Annotated in this window: 16 protein-coding genes and 1 pseudogene; 4 read left to right on the forward strand and 13 right to left on the reverse strand. The window is 73.5% G+C overall.

The window, feature by feature from the left end:
• Positions 1 to 175 precede the first annotated feature (175 nt).
• The 3 genes and pseudogenes from FH969_RS08885 to FH969_RS08895 all read right to left on the reverse strand — a co-directional run.
• Positions 176 to 424 (reverse strand): annotated as a pseudogene (locus FH969_RS08885) (LLM class flavin-dependent oxidoreductase); the annotation flags it as partial.
• A 50-nt stretch (positions 425 to 474) separates the two neighbouring features.
• Positions 475 to 1,110, reverse strand: a complete 636-nt coding sequence (locus tag FH969_RS08890) for a hypothetical protein (protein ID WP_139987020.1) — start codon at positions 1,108 to 1,110, stop codon at positions 475 to 477.
• A gap of 362 nt (positions 1,111 to 1,472) precedes the next feature.
• Positions 1,473 to 2,726: a glycosyltransferase gene (locus tag FH969_RS08895; RefSeq protein ID WP_234417429.1), complete on the reverse strand. Its 1,254-nt coding sequence runs from the start codon at positions 2,724 to 2,726 to the stop codon at positions 1,473 to 1,475.
• A gap of 120 nt (positions 2,727 to 2,846) precedes the next feature.
• Between FH969_RS08895 and FH969_RS08900 the strand changes: the two genes are divergently transcribed.
• Positions 2,847 to 3,245, forward strand: a complete 399-nt coding sequence (locus FH969_RS08900) for a VOC family protein (protein ID WP_139987021.1) — start codon at positions 2,847 to 2,849, stop codon at positions 3,243 to 3,245.
• A gap of 9 nt (positions 3,246 to 3,254) precedes the next feature.
• On the opposite strand, the gene FH969_RS08905 is transcribed toward FH969_RS08900, so the two are convergent.
• Positions 3,255 to 3,776: a phosphoribosyltransferase gene (locus tag FH969_RS08905; RefSeq protein ID WP_108718616.1), complete on the reverse strand. Its 522-nt coding sequence runs from the start codon at positions 3,774 to 3,776 to the stop codon at positions 3,255 to 3,257.
• Between the two features lie 73 nt (positions 3,777 to 3,849).
• The gene (locus tag FH969_RS08910; RefSeq protein WP_139987022.1) at positions 3,850 to 4,527 is read right to left on the reverse strand and encodes a DNA-3-methyladenine glycosylase I; all 678 of its coding nucleotides are present in this window, start codon (positions 4,525 to 4,527) and stop codon (positions 3,850 to 3,852) included.
• A gap of 82 nt (positions 4,528 to 4,609) precedes the next feature.
• Between FH969_RS08910 and FH969_RS08915 the strand changes: the two genes are divergently transcribed.
• Positions 4,610 to 5,293, forward strand: a complete 684-nt coding sequence (locus tag FH969_RS08915; RefSeq protein ID WP_139987023.1) for a pentapeptide repeat-containing protein — start codon at positions 4,610 to 4,612, stop codon at positions 5,291 to 5,293.
• A gap of 63 nt (positions 5,294 to 5,356) precedes the next feature.
• On the opposite strand, the gene FH969_RS08920 is transcribed toward FH969_RS08915, so the two are convergent.
• Positions 5,357 to 5,836 (reverse strand): low molecular weight protein-tyrosine-phosphatase, encoded by a 480-nt coding sequence (locus FH969_RS08920; RefSeq protein ID WP_139987024.1) that lies wholly within the window; start codon positions 5,834 to 5,836, stop codon positions 5,357 to 5,359.
• An 18-nt stretch (positions 5,837 to 5,854) separates the two neighbouring features.
• Positions 5,855 to 7,246 (reverse strand): polysaccharide deacetylase family protein, encoded by a 1,392-nt coding sequence (locus FH969_RS08925; RefSeq protein WP_139987025.1) that lies wholly within the window; start codon positions 7,244 to 7,246, stop codon positions 5,855 to 5,857.
• A gap of 422 nt (positions 7,247 to 7,668) precedes the next feature.
• Here FH969_RS08925 and FH969_RS08930 point away from each other — a divergent pair, with 422 nt between their 5' ends.
• The gene (locus tag FH969_RS08930; protein ID WP_139987026.1) at positions 7,669 to 8,589 is read left to right on the forward strand and encodes an LLM class F420-dependent oxidoreductase; all 921 of its coding nucleotides are present in this window, start codon (positions 7,669 to 7,671) and stop codon (positions 8,587 to 8,589) included.
• Between the two features lie 81 nt (positions 8,590 to 8,670).
• Here the strand turns inward: FH969_RS08930 and FH969_RS08935 are convergent, their stop codons facing one another.
• Positions 8,671 to 9,753 carry a hypothetical protein gene (locus FH969_RS08935; RefSeq protein ID WP_139987027.1) on the reverse strand — a complete coding sequence of 361 codons (1,083 nt, stop codon included), beginning with the start codon at positions 9,751 to 9,753 and terminating at the stop codon, positions 8,671 to 8,673.
• On the reverse strand, positions 9,750 to 10,214 hold the full coding sequence (locus FH969_RS16040) for a GntR family transcriptional regulator (protein ID WP_108718623.1): 465 nt from the start codon (positions 10,212 to 10,214) through the stop codon (positions 9,750 to 9,752). Before FH969_RS16040 ends, FH969_RS08935 begins: the two co-directional genes overlap by 4 nt.
• A gap of 116 nt (positions 10,215 to 10,330) precedes the next feature.
• Here FH969_RS16040 and FH969_RS08945 point away from each other — a divergent pair, with 116 nt between their 5' ends.
• Positions 10,331 to 11,377, forward strand: a complete 1,047-nt coding sequence (locus tag FH969_RS08945; RefSeq protein ID WP_139987028.1) for an LLM class F420-dependent oxidoreductase — start codon at positions 10,331 to 10,333, stop codon at positions 11,375 to 11,377.
• On the opposite strand, the gene FH969_RS08950 is transcribed toward FH969_RS08945, so the two are convergent.
• The 4 genes from FH969_RS08950 to FH969_RS08965 form a co-directional block, all read right to left on the reverse strand.
• Entirely contained in the window at positions 11,374 to 12,018 is a 645-nt protein-coding gene (locus FH969_RS08950) for a hypothetical protein (protein ID WP_139987029.1), read from the reverse strand. The two genes, FH969_RS08945 and FH969_RS08950, sit on opposite strands and share 4 nt — an antisense overlap.
• 219 nt (positions 12,019 to 12,237) lie before the next feature.
• Positions 12,238 to 13,605 (reverse strand): ABC transporter substrate-binding protein, encoded by a 1,368-nt coding sequence (locus FH969_RS08955; protein ID WP_108718626.1) that lies wholly within the window; start codon positions 13,603 to 13,605, stop codon positions 12,238 to 12,240.
• Positions 13,606 to 13,735: 130 nt separating this feature from the next.
• Positions 13,736 to 14,545 (reverse strand): carbohydrate ABC transporter permease, encoded by an 810-nt coding sequence (locus FH969_RS08960; protein WP_108720092.1) that lies wholly within the window; start codon positions 14,543 to 14,545, stop codon positions 13,736 to 13,738.
• Between the two features lie 185 nt (positions 14,546 to 14,730).
• Complete coding sequence (locus tag FH969_RS08965) at positions 14,731 to 15,636, reverse strand: carbohydrate ABC transporter permease (protein ID WP_108718627.1); 906 nt, start codon at positions 15,634 to 15,636, stop codon at positions 14,731 to 14,733.
• Positions 15,637 to 15,736 lie beyond the last annotated feature (100 nt).

Genomic DNA, 15,736 nt, shown 5'->3' on the forward strand with positions numbered 1-15,736 from the left:
GGCCTCGGCGAGAGCCCTGATCTTCCGCAACTGGGTCTCGACCGTCCACCGGTCGCCCTTGCGATCCATCGAGGCGCGGACGTACGCGGCGACCTCGTTCGTCTTCCTCAGCGATACCAGTTCAACCATGCAACCAAGCTTACGTGAACGAGTGTTGCAACCGCGATATAAGCTACCGCATGTCGATCACGCCCGTGCCGATCTCGATCCGGCTCGTGCGCGCACCGACGGCCGCGAGCAGCGGGAACGGCGAGCCGAGCTGGTGGGCGTAGTGGTGCACGCGGAAGTAGGCGCCGTCGGCGCCGAGCTCCTCCGCCGCGACGGCGAGGTCGATGGACTGCAGCAGCACGTCGGAGGCGCTGCGGGTGGCGGAGTGCGGCGAGGCGGACCAGTGGCCGAACGAGAGGAACCCGATCTTCTTCATGGCTCGTTCAACATTCAACTGAATGGATCTGTTCCCGGCGCGGGAGCACGTCACACGACCGCGACGAGCTGGACCGCGGGCCCGGTCCCCCGACCGGCGTGCGCCGCGATCCGCCGCTCGGCGAGGCCGCGCACGCCGCCGCCCGCGACGGTCGGCCCACCGCGCCACCGCGCCGGATGACCCGTGCGCAGGTCGCGAGGCTCGCCGTCGTGCACCTCGAACGAGCCGGGGGCGACCTCGCCGCCGACGGTGAGCACCGCCGAGCGCGCCGTGGGCACCTCGAGGACGACCGAGCCGTGCCGCCGCACGATGCCGACACCGGCGGCGGCGATCCCGGTGACGGTGAGCGTCGCGTCCTCACCCAGCAGCACCACGAACCCGTCGCCCTCGGCCAGGGTGCGCACCGCGCGCCACTGGCTCGCGAGCGGCGCGCCCCCGGCCCAGTGGCCCAGCAGCGCGACGGTGCACCACCGCCCGCCGAGCACCGCACCCGCGGCGATCGCGGCGTCGGCCGCGGCGTAGCGCCCGACGGCGGGGATCGCCTCGATCCCCTCGCGCACCACGCGCGGGGTCAACACGCCCCAGGGATCCTCCTCGATCGCCACGTCCTGCGCGTGCTCGACAGCGAGCACACCGGATCCGCGCTCCGTCACCGGGGGCGGGGGCGTGCGCCGGAAGGGGCTCATGTCTCCATTGTCCGCCCGGACTCGCCGGGAGCTCGAGCGCGGAGTGCGGGGGGCCGCCTGCCGTCGCGGTGGCTGCGGGACCGCGAACCCAGCGATCTGTTCCGGTTCAGCGCCCGCAACCGGCACACATCGCTGGCACCAGGAGATGCTCCACCACGAACCCAGCGATCTGTTCCGGACCAGCGCCAACAACCGGCACACATCGCTGGCACCAGGAGTTGCTCCACCACGAACCCAGCGATCCGTTCCGGTTCAGCGCCCGCAACCGGCACAGATCGCTGGCACCAGCTTCAGGGGCGGCACACATCGCTGGCACCAGCTCCACGGCGGCACAGATCGCTGGCACCAGCGCCGCCAGGCGGCTACGACGCGGGCTCGTGCGCGTGCAGCACGTCGGCGTACACGCGGCCGGTCGCACCGGCCACGGTCGCCCAGGTGCGCCGCAGCGCCACGGTCCGGCCGGCCGCGCCGAGCCGGGCGCGCTGCGCCGGGTCCCCGAGCAGCCCGCCGATCGCCCCGGCCCAGTCCTGCGGGTCGCGGGTCGGCACGAGGACGCCCGTGACGCCGTCGAGCACGGCCTCGACAAGCCCGCCGGCCTCACCCGCCACCACGGGGACGCCGCTCGCCGACGCCTCGAGCGCGACGAGCCCGTAGGTCTCCGAGTGCGAGGGCACCAGGACGAGGGTGGCGCGGCGCATGAGGTCGGCTAGCTGGGTGCGCCCGAGGGGGCCCATGAGGTCCACGTCGCGCTCGACGCCGAGGTCGCGGGCGAGGTCGGCCAACGAGGCGACGAACGCGGAGTCCGACGTCGCACCGCCGGCCACCCGCAGCACCGGGCGCGGCTGCGGCAGCGCGGCGAGCGCCCGGATCGCGAGGTCGACACCCTTGAGCGGTTCCAGCCGCGCGGCGACGACGAGCGAGGGGCGAGGATCCTCGCCCGAGGGGGGCTCGCCGTCGTGCGCCGCGGCGGCGAGGGGGTGGAAGCGCTCGGTGTCGACGCCGGGGTGGACCACGCGGATCCGCGCGGGGTCGGCGCCGAGGCGCTCGACGGCGGTGCGCGCCTCCGCGTGGCTCACCGCCACGATCGCGTCGCTGAGCCGGGCGAGCTCGGCCTCGCCGGCCAGGCGGCCCGGGGACTCGGGGCGCTCACCCTCGGCCAGCTCGGTGTGCGCCGGTGCCGCGATGCTGTGGAAGGACTGCACGTGCGGCACGCCCCACGCGCGCGCGACCGGCAGCGCGGCGATGCCGGAGAACCAGTGGTGGGAGTGCAGGAGGTCGTAGGGCCCGAGGTCGGCGAGCGCGGCGCCGAAGTCGGCCATGAACGCCTCGTGGTCGCCCTTGGGGACCGGGCCGAGCGGTCCGACGGCGAGCCGGTGGACCGTGACGCCGTCCACCTTCTCGTGGGCCGGGACGCGCGGGTCGGCGTGCCGCGTGACGACCTCGACCGCGACCCCGAGCGCCGCCATCGCGGTGCACACGTGCCGCACGACGACGTTCATGCCGCCGACGTCGCCGCTGCCGGGCTCGGCGTAGGGGTCGGTGTGGAGGCACACGATGCCCACGCGCGCGCCCACGGGCAGGCCGAGGCCCGGCTGCGGCGTCGGTTCGGTGGACACGAGGGTTCATTCTGCCCCGGACGGTCCCTGCGGCGGACCGCGCCGGCTCGCATGTCGGTGCGTGGACCTACCCTCGGCGCACGCGGTGCTCTCGGCGCCGCCCGGACGAAGGAGCGCGTCATGGCACTGCGGTGGTACTCGGTGGTCGTGGAGACGACCCAACCCCGTCACCTGGCGGACTGGTGGGCGCGGGCGCTGGACTGGGAGACGGTGTACGAGGCCGACGACGAGGTGGTGATCGTGCCGCGCTGGGCGCGCGAGCTCAGCGAGCAGCTGCCCTTCCACCGCGTGCCGCCCGGCCTCGTGTTCGTGCTCGTGGAGCACGAGAAGACCACGAAGAACCGGCTGCACCTCGACCTCGCGCCGCACACGAGCGACGACCGCGACGCGGAGATCGCCCGCCTGGAGTCGCTCGGCGCGACCCGCGTCGACGTCGGCCAGTCGCGGGACGTCTCGTGGACGGTGCTCGCCGATCCGGAGGGGAACGAGTTCTGCGTGCTGTCCTCGCGGGAGTTCTGACGCGACCGGTCAGGCGTCGGGCGCGCCCCTGCCCGTGACCGGCGGGAGCGAGGACCACGGGAACATGATCCAGGCGTCGGTCTCGCGCCAGGAGTACGTCGGGCGCACCACCGAGCGCGGCTTGGTGTAGAGCACCGCACTGCGCACGTCGGCGCCGTGCGCACCGATCATCTCGAGCACGAGCTGCAGCGTGCGGCCGGAGTCGGCGACGTCGTCGACGACGAGCACGCGCTGGCCGCGCAGCTCGGACGTGTCCAGCGCGGGCGGCAGGACCACGGGGTCGGCGAGCGTCTCGCCCACCCCGCTGTAGAACTCGACGTTGAGGGTGCCCATCGCCTTGCGGTCCAGCGCGTAGGCCAGGGCGCCCGCCGGCACGAGCCCGCCGCGTGCGACCGCGACCACGAGGTCGGGCTCCCAGCCGGTGGCCGCGATCGTGCGGGCGAGGGCGCGCACGGCGTGGCCGAAGTCCGCCCAGGTGAGGACCTCGCGGTCGGGATGGTCAGCGGCGGTCGGGAACCGGTCCGGGGTCATGACTCCGGAGGGTATCCGGGTCACGTGGCCGCCGCGTGAACCGTGGCCCGGCCGACCCGTCTCACCCGGCCGCCTACGCCGCCCGCACGGGGCAGGTGGCGAGGTGGTCGTCCACGAGGCCGACCGCCTGCATCGTCGCGTAGGTCGTGACCGGCCCGACGAAGGTGAACCCGAGCCGCTTGAGCTCCTTCGCGAGTGCGATCGACTCGGGCGTGTCGGTCGGCACCTCGGCGTAGGACGCGGGCGGGGTGGCGCGCGGCTCCGGGCGGTACCGCTCGAGGACGTCCCACAGCCGCCCGCCCTCGGCATGCAGCGCTACGAGTGCCTGCGCGTTGCGGATCGTCGCCTCGATCTTCCGGCGGTTGCGGACGATGCCCGGGTCGGCGAGGAGGCGCTCGACGTCGTCGGGCCCGAAGCCGGCGACGACGTCCGGCGCGAAGTCCGCGAACGCCGCCCGGAATGCTTCGCGCTTGCGCAGCACGATGATCCACGCGAGTCCGGACTGGAAGCCCTCGAGAGCGAGGCGCTCAAGCAGCTCGCGCTCGTCCACCGTCGGCTCGGGACGCACGCCCCACTCGGTGTCGTGGTACCGCTCGTAGACCGGGTCGCCGTCGCCGAAGCACCGCCTCCCTGCGGGAGGCGCGGCGTCGGCGAGGGGCTCGCCGGCGACGGGCTCGCCGGCGGCGGACTCGAGGTCTCCGGCGACGTCGGTCACAGGCGGGATCGTGCCGTCGGTGGTCTGTGCGGTCATGTCGCCCACCGTAGGCGCGGGGGCCGACGTGCGCCCGCCGGCCTGTGGACGAGCGTCGGACCGCCGCCGCTACCGTGGCGCTGTGGTCACCCCGAGACGTCCCGCTGCCGTGCGACCCCCGGCGGTCGAGCCCGTGCTGCTGCCCGACCTCACCGTGGTGGACCCGGCCGGGCTGCACCCGCACGCCGAGCTCGAGGGCGTCCGGATCGCGCTGGATGCCGCCCTGGACCCGGACGACGCGGTGGACGCCTCGCACGCGGAGATCTTCTCGAGCGAGCTCAGCGGTCTGCGCGCGGCCCGGGTCGCCGCACGGGGTGCACGGCTGCGCGAGACGCGCCTGACCGAGCCGGACGTCACGGTGCTCGACGCGCCCGCCTCGGACTGGCGCGACGCCGAGGTCCTCGGCGGTCGGTTCGGCTCCGCCGACCTGCACGACGGCGAGCTGCGCCGGGTCAGCCTCGTCGGGGTGCGGCTGCGCTACCTCAACCTGCGGGCGGCCCGCCTCGCGGACGTGGTGCTGCGCGACTGCGTCGTCGACGAGCTCGACCTCGTCGAGGCCTCGGCCGAGCGCGTGGCGCTGCCGGGCTCCCGAGTCGGCCGGCTCGACCTGCAGCACGCGCGGCTCGTCGACGTCGACCTGCGCGGCTGCGACATCGAGGAGGTGGTCGGACCGCGGTGGCTCGCGGGCGCCGTCGTCGACTCCGCCCAGCTCATGTCGCTCGCGCCGGCGCTGGCGACGGCGGTGGGCCTGCGCGTCGTGGGCTGACCGGCGCTGCCGGACCCGACGTCGTGCGGCGACGCCCGGGGCGGCCCCGGGCCCGCGCCGGGCTCAGGCCACGCGCTCGCGCACGTAGTCGACGATCCCGGGCGCGCACGCCTCGATCGTGGCGAGGCACTCCTGGAAGTCCTCGGGCCCGCCGTACCAGGGGTCCGGGGTGTCGGGCGCGTCCTGGTCGGACGGGTCGCCACCCGGCACGCCGTCCTCGAAGGCGCGGAAGAGCGCGACCTTGGCGGCCGGGAACCCGAGCGCGCGGAGCGCCCGTGCGTGCTGCGCCGTCATGGCGAGCGCGAGGTCGGTCGCCTCGACGTCGGAGCGCTGCACCCGCACCGCCCGGCGGCGTGGCACGGCGTACCCGGCGTCGGCGAGCACCCGCTGCGCGCGGCGGTCGATCGGGTTGCCGATCTCCTCGCTCGTCACCGCCGTCGAGCGGACCGACACGACATCGGCGAGGCCGGCGCGCTCGAGGGCGTCGCGCAGCACGACCTCGGCCATCGGCGAGCGGCAGATGTTGCCCGTGCAGACCGTCATCAGCGAGAACGTCACGCGTCAGCCCCCCGAGAAGTGCTTGGTGCCCGGCTGCATCGACCCGCCGAGCAGCTGCTCCACGGTGACGAACGTGTAGCCCTGGGCGCGCAGGTCGTCGATGATCGAGGGCACCGCGTCGATCGTCCACGAGTGGATGTCGTGCATGAGCACGATGCCGTTCTGCTTGGCGGTCGTGATCACGCGGTCGTGCGTGGCCTGGGCGTTCTTGGACTTCCAGTCCTCGCTGTCGACGTTCCACAGGACGACCGCCATGCCGTCGCGGCCCGCCTCCGCGAGCACCGCGTCGTCCACTGCGCCGTAGGGCGGGCGGAGGGCGTCCGGCGCCTGCCCCGCCGCGTCGACGATCGCCTGCGACGTGCGCTGGATCTCCGAGGCCATGTCGCCCGCCGAGAGCGTCGTGAGGTTGGGGTGGTTCCACGTGTGGTTCGCCAGCTCGTGGCCGGCGTCCGCGATGGCCTTCACCGTCGAGGGGTACCGGGAGACGTTCGACCCGACCATGAAGAAGGTCGCCTTCACGTCCTTGTCCGCGAGGATCTGCAGCAGCCGAGGCGTGTCCGGGCCGGGTCCGTCGTCGAACGTCAGCGCGAGGCACTTCGCGACGGCGCAGTCCACGCCGGCGGCGGGCGGCGTGACCGGCGCGGGCGGCACGGGTGGGGCCGGCAGGGGCGCGCTCGCCGGCGCCGGGACCACCTGGGCTGTGGTCGCGATCGCTCCGACGAACGCCCCGCCGGAGCGCACGGAGCCCCGCACCACCCGACCCGCGTCCGTGAGCAACGCATCGGTCTCGTCGGCCCGGAGGCGCCACGCGGTGCCGTCGGAGTGCACCAGCACGAGATCTCCTTCGGTGTCGAAGCGGACGTCCGCGAACGGGTCCGCGACGTCGTCGCCGGTGACCTCGGCGAATGCGGGCGAGACGATCGCGTGTCCCGCGTCCGAGACCAGCTCGCCGCCCTGCCACACCCGCCCGGACGCCGCGTCCGTGTACACGGTGCGGGCACCGGCCGTCGACTCGCACCGCACGCCGAGCACCTGGCGGTAGGCCGCCACGACCTCGATCGCGACGGAGGCCGCGTCGCCCTGCGCCGCGTCGCCCTGCGCCGCGTCGACGGAGGCCGGGTCGGCGTCGGGCGGGACGGGCACGCCGTCGCACCGCTGCGCGCTCGCGGCGAGCAGGGGGAACGACGTGAGAGCCGCGGTGTCGAGCGTGCCGTCGCTGGAGCCGTCCACGCCCACCGCGACGAGTCCGGCCGCGGTGGGGTCCGCCGTCACGGGAGGGTCGGTGGGCGCGAGGCTCACGCCGGCCTGCGCGTCGGAGTCGGAGCCGCCCGGCGCGGTGCACGCGGCGAGCAGCAGCGGCACGGCGAGGGCCGCGACCCAGCGAGAACGACGCATGCGTGGTACTTCCTGCTCGTGCCGGGCGCCGGCGCCCTGTGCCCCGCGTCCCCTGCCCGCAATTCTTCCCTACGACCCGCCGTGCGGCGGGCCGCAGCGCCCCCGGTGGTGTGGCGAGTTGGTGACGAAAAAGGGGGTGACGCGAAGGTTCACCCGTGCCTACCGTGTCACCACACGGAGAGGAGGTGGTCCGAGCCAATGAAGAACCTTCGGACGCGTGAGGTGGTCGCCCGCTAGTCGGGGACCGCACAGGACGGTTCGTCCTCGACCGCCGACCCGGCGAGCGAGAACCAGGCGATCACCGGAGCCCGCGGGAGTCGCGCCTCGTCCAGCGCGACGGCCGGTCGGTCCGCGACCACCGGCAGCCCGCGGGCTCTTGCCTGTCCGGCTGCAGATCGGCGGCACGTGGCAGGCTGGTTCCCATGGACCTGCGCATCTTCATCGAGCCCCAGCAGGGCGCCTCCTACGACGACCAGCTCCGCGTGGCCCAGGCCGCGGAACGCCTCGGCTTCGACGCCTTCTTCCGGTCCGACCACTTCGTCGCCATGGGCGGCGACGGCCTGCCCGGCCCCACCGACTCGTGGGTGACCCTCGGCGGGATCGCGCGCGAGACGTCCACGATCCGGCTCGGCACCCTCGTCACGTCGGCAACCTTCCGTCACCCCGGCGTGCTCGCGATCCAGGTGGCCCAGGTCGACGCGATGTCCGGCGGCCGGGTCGAGCTCGGCCTCGGCGCGGGCTGGTTCGAGCGGGAGCACGCCGCCTACGGGATCCCGTTCCCCCCGCGTCGGTTCGGCCTGTTGACCGAGCAGCTCGAGGTGATCACCGGCCTGTGGTCCACCCCGGACGGTGAGACCTTCTCCTACGACGGCGAGCACTACACCCTCGTCGACTCCCCCGCCCTGCCCAAGCCCGTGCAGGCGCCGCTGCCCGTCGTGATCGGCGGGAACGGGCCGTCCCGCACGCCGGCGCTCGCCGCGCGGTTCGGCGCCGAGTACAACACGAGCTTCCCCGAGATCGCCGACATCCCGACCCGGTTCGCCACCGTCCGCGACGCGTGCGACGCCGCCGGACGCGACCCCGAGTCCCTCACATACTCCGCGGCGCTCGTGCTCGCCGTCGGCGCCGACGAGACCGAGCTCGCCCGGCGGGCCGCGGCGATCGGCCGCGAGCCGGCCGAGCTGCGCGAGCACGGCATCGCGGGCACCGTTCCCGAGGCGCTGGACCGGCTCGGCCAGCTGCGTGAGTGGGGCACCGACCGCGTCTACCTCCAGATGCTCGACCTGGCCGACCTCGATCACCTCGAGCTGGTCGCCGCGGAGCTGCTGCCGCACGTGCGCTGACGTGCGCTGACGTGTCCTGACGTGCGCCGAGGCGCGCCGAGGCGCGCCGACGTGCTCTGACGCGCTCAGACGTACGCCGCGTCATCGTGCGCGCGTCGGCTGCTCCCGTCCGTCCGCCGCGGCGAGTGCCGCGAGCACACTCGCCAGCGGCTCGGGGTCGTCCAGCGTGACGGCGAACTCGCGCCCGTCACGGCGCACGACGACGAGCGCCGGGCCGCGCCGCGCGACGTACGCGGTGCGGCCCGGCAGCCAGCGGAAGCCCCAGCCGCCCCACTGCGTCGGCTCGAGGTCCTCGCTCCGCACGGCCGCGACATCGCTCAGCGGGATGCGCTTGACCGGAATGCCGAGCCACGAGGTGACGCGCAGGCCCCGGGCGTCGACCGTGGCGGTGATCCGTGCCAGCCAGGCCCCGGCGACGGCGGCGACGACCAGCACGCCGCCCACGAGCGCCGCCGTCGCGGGGGACGCACCGCCGGCGGTGCTCACGAGCACGGCGACGACGGCGAGCGCGGCCGTCGCTGCGGTCAGCCACCAGAACATCGGGGCGCTCGTCGTCGCCGAGGCCGCGAGGCGTTCGCCCGCGGCGAGCGGCGCAGGCGCCACGGCGCCCGACGAGGTGGGCGTGCGCCGCGCCGGGCCGTGCGCCCCCCACGCGAGCGCGCCCCACCCGCACGCGAGGAGCACGACGGCGAACGCCTGCCACGAGAGCGACTCCTCCCCCGGAGCGCTCGCCGCGAGCGTGACCAGGGCACTGGCGAACCACAGTCCGGCCACGAACGCGGCGGCCCAGGCGAGCGCGACGAGTGTCCACACCCGCGCGAACGCCTGGCGCAGCGGCAGCACGGCGACGCCCACCACCGCGAGCGCGGCCACGACGAGCGTGATCGTGAGCCAGTAGCGGCCGGAGTCCGACCACGCGTCCGCCGCTCCGCTCGCGCCGAAGTGCGTCGGCGTGAGCGGCGGCAGCCGGTCCAGCAGGACCTCGCCCCACGTGAGCAGCAGGACGAGCGGCGCGGCCACGACGAGCGCTGCGAGCGCCCGGCGCCACCACGGCGTGGGCCGCGGGCTGTGCGCGTCGCCGGTCGCGTCGGCGGACCGGCTCGCGCCACCGCGCGAGGGCGCACTCGTTCCGGGGGTGCGGGCCGGGTCGACCGGGCGGGTCATCGGGTGCCTCCTGCAGGGTGGTCGGACGGGCGTGCGGGGTCGGTCAGGTCGGTCGGACGAGTCGGTGGAGGCGCCGGGCGCTCAGCGCCCGCGGCGCCCGCCGTGCGCTCCGGCCACGCCCGCACGACGGCGTCGATCGCCTCCTGCAGCTCGGCGCCGGTGCGCAGGGCCTCGGTCGCCAAGTCGCGGGCGAGTGCCTCGAGCCCGGCGCGCGACGTCGAGGCGCCCGGCGCGATGGTGGCGCCGCGGCCCCGCCGCAGGTCCAGCACGCCCTCGTCGCGCAGCTCCTGGTAGGCGCGCAGCACGGTGTGGAGGTTGATCTCGAGCATCGCGGCGAGGGCGCGCGCGGACGGGAGACGATCGCCGGGGGAGAGCTCGCCGTCGGACACTGCGCGGCGCACCTGCGCCGCGAGCTGGTCGGCGTAGGTGCGCTCGCTCCGCGTGTCGAGGCGCCACAACATATTCGTATGTTATACGAACAACTCGGCGCGGACCAGCCGGATTCGGCGTGCCGGGTAGCGTGACCGGGAGAACGAGCGCCGGGGCTCCCCCTGCCCGGACCTGACGAGGAGGGGCGATGCGGCTCGGCCTGCACACGGGGTACTGGAAGGCGGGACCGCCCGCCGGCGCTGCCGAGGCGGTCGCATGGGCCGACGCGCACGGCATCGACTCGGTCTGGACGGCGGAGGCGTACGGGTCCGACGCGTTCACGCCGCTCGCGTGGTGGGGCGCGACCACCTCCCGGGTGCGCCTGGGCACCGGCATCGCCCAGCTCTCCGCCCGCACGCCGACCGCGACGGCGATGGCCGCGCTCACGCTCGACCACCTCTCGGGCGGCCGGTTCGTGCTGGGCCTGGGCGCCTCGGGTCCGCAGGTCGTCGAGGGCTGGTACGGCCAGCCGTACGCCCGGCCACTCGCGCGCACCCGCGAGTTCGTCGCGATCGTGCGGGACGTGCTGCGTCGAGAGGCGCCCGTCACCGCGCCCGGCCCTGCGTACCCGTTGCCGCTGCCCGCGGACGCCCCGGGCGCGACCGGCCAGGGCAAAGCCCTGCGTTCCACCGTGCACCCGCTGCGCGCCGACCTGCCGATCCACCTCGCGGCGCAGGGGCCGCGCAACACCGCACTCGCGGCGGAGATCGCGGACGGCTGGCTGCCTGCCTTCCTCTCCCCCGCCCTGGACGCCGAGGCGCGGGCCCTGCTCGAGGAGGGGTTCGCCGCCCGGTCGGCGACCCTGCGGCCCGCGGCCGAGTTCGAGGTGTGCGCGAGCGTGCCGCTCGCCGTCGCCGGCTCGATCGCCGAGGCCGTCGACCTCGTACGGCCACACGTCGCGCTCTACGCGGGTGGGATGGGGTCCGCGAGCGCCAACTTCCACCGCGACGCGATGGCCCGCCTCGGGTACGCCGAGGCGCTGGCGGAGGTGTCGGCGCACTACACGGCCGGGGACCGCGAGCGTGCCGCGGCCGCCGTGCCCGAGGAGCTGGTGCGCGAGATCGCGCTCGTGGGGACGCCCGCCGACATCGCGGAGCAGGTGGCCCGCTGGGAGCGCACCTGCGTCACGACCCTCGTCGTGCAGACCGACCCACGCGCGCTGCCGGCGCTGGCGCCGCTGCTCGCCGCCTCCTAGGCGACGAGCGCAGGACGGCGCCCGCCGAGCCACACCTCGTTGCCCTCGCCGAGCGGCACCCGCCCCACGGTGGCGAAGCCGCTCTGGCGCAGGAGCGCGCCGCGGCCGTCGTCGATCGCGACGGCGAGCACCGGCTCGTCGCGCGAGAGCACCGGCTCCACGACCGTCCTCGCCATCGTCACGACGTCGTGAGGCTCGACGTGCGGCGCGACCGCGACGGCGAACAGCACCAGCCGGGCGCTCGAGAGCTGGATGAGGTCGCCCACCTCGGCCATCGCCGACTCGAGCGCGGGTCGCAGGTGCACCGCGGGACCGACGGCGTCGACCACCCGGTCGACCTTGAGCTCGCGGCGCAGCAGCTGGTCGAGCGCGCCCGCGCGCACGCTCGCGGCGTCGTCGCCGCCGGGGACCCACACCGACGCGGCCACGATCTCGCCGTCGCGCTCGGTCACCCACAGCTCGCCGCTGGCGAGCACGAGGTGGGCCAGCAGCATCCGCGCGGTCGCGTCCGCCGCGCCGGGGTCGGCGGGCCCGTCCGGCACCCCGTCGCCGTCGATGTCGAGCTCGTGGGCGCTCGCGCGCAGGAGGCGGGCGACCGGATTGACGTCGAGCAGGTGACCCTGTCGGGTGTGGAGCGTCATGCCGCCTCACCGTAGGGACGCCGGCTGGGAGCAGCCTGGGTGTCGGGTGAGCACTGCTGCCGGTGAGCACTGCTGCCGGTGAGCACTGCTGCCGGTGAGCACTGCTGCCGGTGAGCACTGCTGCCGGTGAGCAGTGCTGACGCACGCACCGCGCAACGCACGACGGCGAGGCTCGGGTGAGCCTCGCCGTCGTGCGCGAGCAGTGGGGTCAGCGGGAGGTCACTCGGTGCTGACCGTGAAGCCCTGCTCCTCGCCGTACTTCACGTTCGCGTCCTGCCACGCCACGAGGCCCTCGTTGAGGTCGGTGCGGTTGAGGTAGGACTGGCCGAGCGTCTCCGACACGATGCTGTTGGCGTAGGACTGCCAGGGCAGGTACTGCCAGCCGGTGCCGACGTTGTCGATGCCCTCGACGAGCACCTTGTTGATCTCCTGGCCGCCGAAGTAGTCGGAGGTGAAGCCGAGGAACTCGTCGGACTGGAGCTCGGCCACGGTCGCCGGGAAGCCGCCACCGCTGTTGAGGAACACGGAGATCGACTCGGGGTCGGAGTTCAGCCACCGCAGGAAGGCGGCGCCGAGCTCGGGGTTGGGGGCGCCCTTCGGCACGACCTCCGTGGAGCCGCCGTTCTCGGCGTTGGCGGGCGTGCCGTCATAGGTCGGCATGGGCGCCACGCGCCACTTGCCGGCGCCGTCGGGCGCGCTGTTCTCGAACACGCCCGGCATCCAGGCGCCCGTGGGCAGCGTGGCGATCGTGCCGTCGGACAGCGCGGCGAACCACTCGTCGGTCCAGCCGGGGATCTCGCAGTTGAGGCCGCCCTGGACGATCTTGTTCCAGGTGTCGGCCCAGAGCTTCGAGCCCTCGTCCTGGAGGTTGATCGTCACGTTCTCGCCGTCGACGGCGAACGGGCGGCCACCGGCCTGCCAGATCATCGAGGTGGTGAAGCCGGCGTCGCCGGAGTCGTTGACGATGCACGTGTCGGGATTCGCGGCCTTGATCGCCTCGCCCGCCGTGATGTACTCGTCCCACGTGGTGGGCACCTCGATGCCGAGGGACGTGAACACCTCCTCGTTGTAGAACAGCGCCATCGGTCCGGAGTCCTGCGGGAGGCCCCAGATGCCGCCGTTCTGCGTGACCGCACCCCACGTGGAGGGGGTGTAGAGGTCCTCGAGGTCGGCGAAGCCGTACTCGGTGAGGTCGGTGAGCGAGCCCGGGAGCTGGAACTGGGAGACCGACTGGTACTCCAGCTGCGCGACGTCGGGGATGCCCGAGCCGGCCGTGAGGGCGTTCTGCAGCTTGAGGTTGTGGTCCGCGGCGCCGCCGGTGTTGGTGACGTTGACCGTGACGTTCGGGTAGGCCTTCATGAACGCCGCGGCCTGCTCCTCGGCCTGCGGGGTCCAGGTCCAGTACTCGATCGTGCCGCCCTGCTCGAGCGCGGCGTCGAGCGCGTCGGAGCTGCCGCCGTCGGAGCCGCCTGCGGTCCCGTCGCCGGAGCCGGAGTCGGAGGAGCCGCCGGAGCAGGCGGCGAGGACGAGCCCGAGGGCGACCGCAGACGCGGTCACCGTGAGGACTCGGCGGGTGGAGCTGGCCATGGCCTTTCCTTTCACTTCACTGTGGTGGCGCGTGACGCGCCGGGTGGGGGTGGCGTGGTCGTCCACGGGCCGAGGCCGGCACGTGGACTCCTGGGGACCGGCCGGGCTCGCCCCGGCCGGTCTGGTCGGGTCAGGCCTTGACGGAGCCGGCCGAGAGGCCGTTCTGCCAGAAGCGCTGGAGGGACAGGAAGGCGACGACGATCGGGATGATCGTGAGCAGCGACGCCGTGATCACGAGGTGGTAGATCGGCGACGCCTGGACGCCCGTGGCCTCGAGGTTCCAGGCCTGCAGGCCGAGCGGAAGCGGGTAGAGGCTCTCCGAGCGCAGCATGATCAGCGGCAGGAAGTAGTTGTTCCACGTGGCCACGACGGCGAACAGCAGCACCGTCACGATGCCCGGCGCCATCATCCGGACGCTGATCGTCGCGAAGGTGCGGATCTCGCTCGAGCCGTCGACGCGGGCCGCCTCCAGCACCTCGGTGGGCACGGACTCCTGCGCGAAGATCCACATGAGGTAGAACCCGAACGGGGAGACCAGCGCCGGGATGATCACCGACAGCATCGTGTTGGTGAGACCGAGCGACGAGAACATGAGGAACGTCGGGACCGCGAGGGCCGTGCCGGGAATCGCGATCGCGCCCAGGATGACGGCGAACACGGACTTCTTGCCCGGGAAGCTGAACTTCGCCATCCCGTAGCCGCCGAGGGTGGCCAGCAGGGTCGCGCCCCCCGCGCCGACGACCACGTAGATGATCGTGTTGAGGAACCAGCGGACGAAGATCCCGTCCTTGCGGGTCAGCACCTCGCCGATGTTCGCGAACAGCTGGAAGCTGTCCCCGAACCACAGCCCCGAGGAGCTCAGCAGGCTGCCGTAGTCCTTCGTCGAGTTGACGACGAGCCAGTACAGCGGCAGCAGGCAGTAGATCGCGAAGAAGATCATGACGACCGTCAGGGCGACCGACCGGTGGATGTGCCGGTCCGGGCGCAGGTGCTCGTAGCCCGGGGCCACGCCCTGACGTCCCTTCGCTCGACTCGCGCCCGTGGTCCTGGTGCCCGACGGCGAGGCGAGCGTCCCCGCGGAGGTGGTGCTCGCGGTCGTGCCGGCGTGGGTGCTCACGTCGCCGCTCACTTGAGGGCCTCCCGGTTCCCGCGGAGCTGGACGACGTAGGCGATGACCGCCGTGACGACGCCCATGATGATGGCCAGCGCCGCCGCGTAGTTCACCTGCTGCCCGGTGAAGGACAGGTTGTACGCGTACATGTTCGGCGTGTAGTAGGTCGAGATGAGGTTCGGGACGAGCTTCTGCATGATGTTCGGCTCGTTGAACAGCTGGAACGAGCCGATGATCGAGAAGATCACCGCCACCACGATGGAGCCCTGGACCGCGGGCAGCTTGATGTTCCGCACGATGCGGAGCTGACCGGCGCCGTCGAGCGCGGCCGCCTCGTACAGCTCGGGCGAGATCGCCTTGAGCGAGGAGTACAGGATCAGCATGTTGTAGCCCATGAACGACCAGGTCACGATGTTGCCGATGCCCACGAGCAGCCACTGCTGGGAGAGCACCGAGAAGTCGGTGCCGAGCCAACCGTTGAGGTTGCCGACCAGGCCGAACCGCTCGCCGTACATGAAGCCCCACATGAGCACCGCCGCGACGCTGGGCACCGCGTAGGGCAGGAACATCGCGATCCGGAAGAACCGGATCCCGTGCAGCCGGGCCGAGTCGATCACCAGGGCCGCGACCAGCGCCATCGCCAGCATCACCGGGACCTGCACGAGGAGGAACAGGCTGACGCGGCCCAGGCCCTCCCAGAACTTCGGGTCCTGGAACACGGCGACGAAGTTGTCCGCACCGACGAAGGACGTGCCTCCGATCAGCTTCGTCTGGAACAGGCTCAGCCAGATCGTGTACGCCAGCGGGGCGATGAACACGAACACGAAGACCAGGAGGAACGGGACCGTGAACCACAGTCCCGTCAACCGTCGCCTGACCTTTCGCACCTGGCCGGGCCGCTCGGCGACCACGCTCGACATCCTCGTCTCCTCACCACGGACCTGCGCTGGCCGGCCGGCGAGGCGTCATGTTGACGTCAACAGCCGACCGATGGTGACGTTATCATGGGATAGCCGGGAC

This window comes from Miniimonas arenae (assembly GCF_006351005.1).
Taxonomy (GTDB): Bacteria; Actinomycetota; Actinomycetes; order Actinomycetales; family Beutenbergiaceae; genus Miniimonas; species Miniimonas arenae.

What these genes read in the sequence shown, in the direction of transcription:
- FH969_RS08910 (WP_139987022.1), bottom strand. Translation starts at nt 4,527, where the DNA reads ATGACCGCACAGACCACCGACGGCACGATCCCGCCTGTGACCGACGTC.
- FH969_RS08920 (WP_139987024.1), bottom strand. Translation starts at nt 5,836, where the DNA reads ATGACGGTCTGCACGGGCAACATCTGCCGCTCGCCGATGGCCGAGGTC.
- FH969_RS08900 (WP_139987021.1), top strand. Translation starts at nt 2,847, where the DNA reads ATGGCACTGCGGTGGTACTCGGTGGTCGTGGAGACGACCCAACCCCGT.
- FH969_RS08955 (WP_108718626.1), bottom strand. Translation starts at nt 13,605, where the DNA reads ATGGCCAGCTCCACCCGCCGAGTCCTCACGGTGACCGCGTCTGCGGTC.
- FH969_RS08935 (WP_139987027.1), bottom strand. Translation starts at nt 9,753, where the DNA reads ATGACCCGCCCGGTCGACCCGGCCCGCACCCCCGGAACGAGTGCGCCC.
- FH969_RS16040 (WP_108718623.1), bottom strand. Translation starts at nt 10,214, where the DNA reads ATGTTGTGGCGCCTCGACACGCGGAGCGAGCGCACCTACGCCGACCAG.
- FH969_RS08905 (WP_108718616.1), bottom strand. Translation starts at nt 3,776, where the DNA reads ATGACCCCGGACCGGTTCCCGACCGCCGCTGACCATCCCGACCGCGAG.
- FH969_RS08965 (WP_108718627.1), bottom strand. Translation starts at nt 15,636, where the DNA reads ATGTCGAGCGTGGTCGCCGAGCGGCCCGGCCAGGTGCGAAAGGTCAGG.
- FH969_RS08945 (WP_139987028.1), top strand. Translation starts at nt 10,331, where the DNA reads ATGCGGCTCGGCCTGCACACGGGGTACTGGAAGGCGGGACCGCCCGCC.
- FH969_RS08930 (WP_139987026.1), top strand. Translation starts at nt 7,669, where the DNA reads ATGGACCTGCGCATCTTCATCGAGCCCCAGCAGGGCGCCTCCTACGAC.
- FH969_RS08950 (WP_139987029.1), bottom strand. Translation starts at nt 12,018, where the DNA reads ATGACGCTCCACACCCGACAGGGTCACCTGCTCGACGTCAATCCGGTC.
- FH969_RS08960 (WP_108720092.1), bottom strand. Translation starts at nt 14,545, where the DNA reads ATGATCTTCTTCGCGATCTACTGCCTGCTGCCGCTGTACTGGCTCGTC.
- FH969_RS08925 (WP_139987025.1), bottom strand. Translation starts at nt 7,246, where the DNA reads ATGCGTCGTTCTCGCTGGGTCGCGGCCCTCGCCGTGCCGCTGCTGCTC.
- FH969_RS08890 (WP_139987020.1), bottom strand. Translation starts at nt 1,110, where the DNA reads ATGAGCCCCTTCCGGCGCACGCCCCCGCCCCCGGTGACGGAGCGCGGA.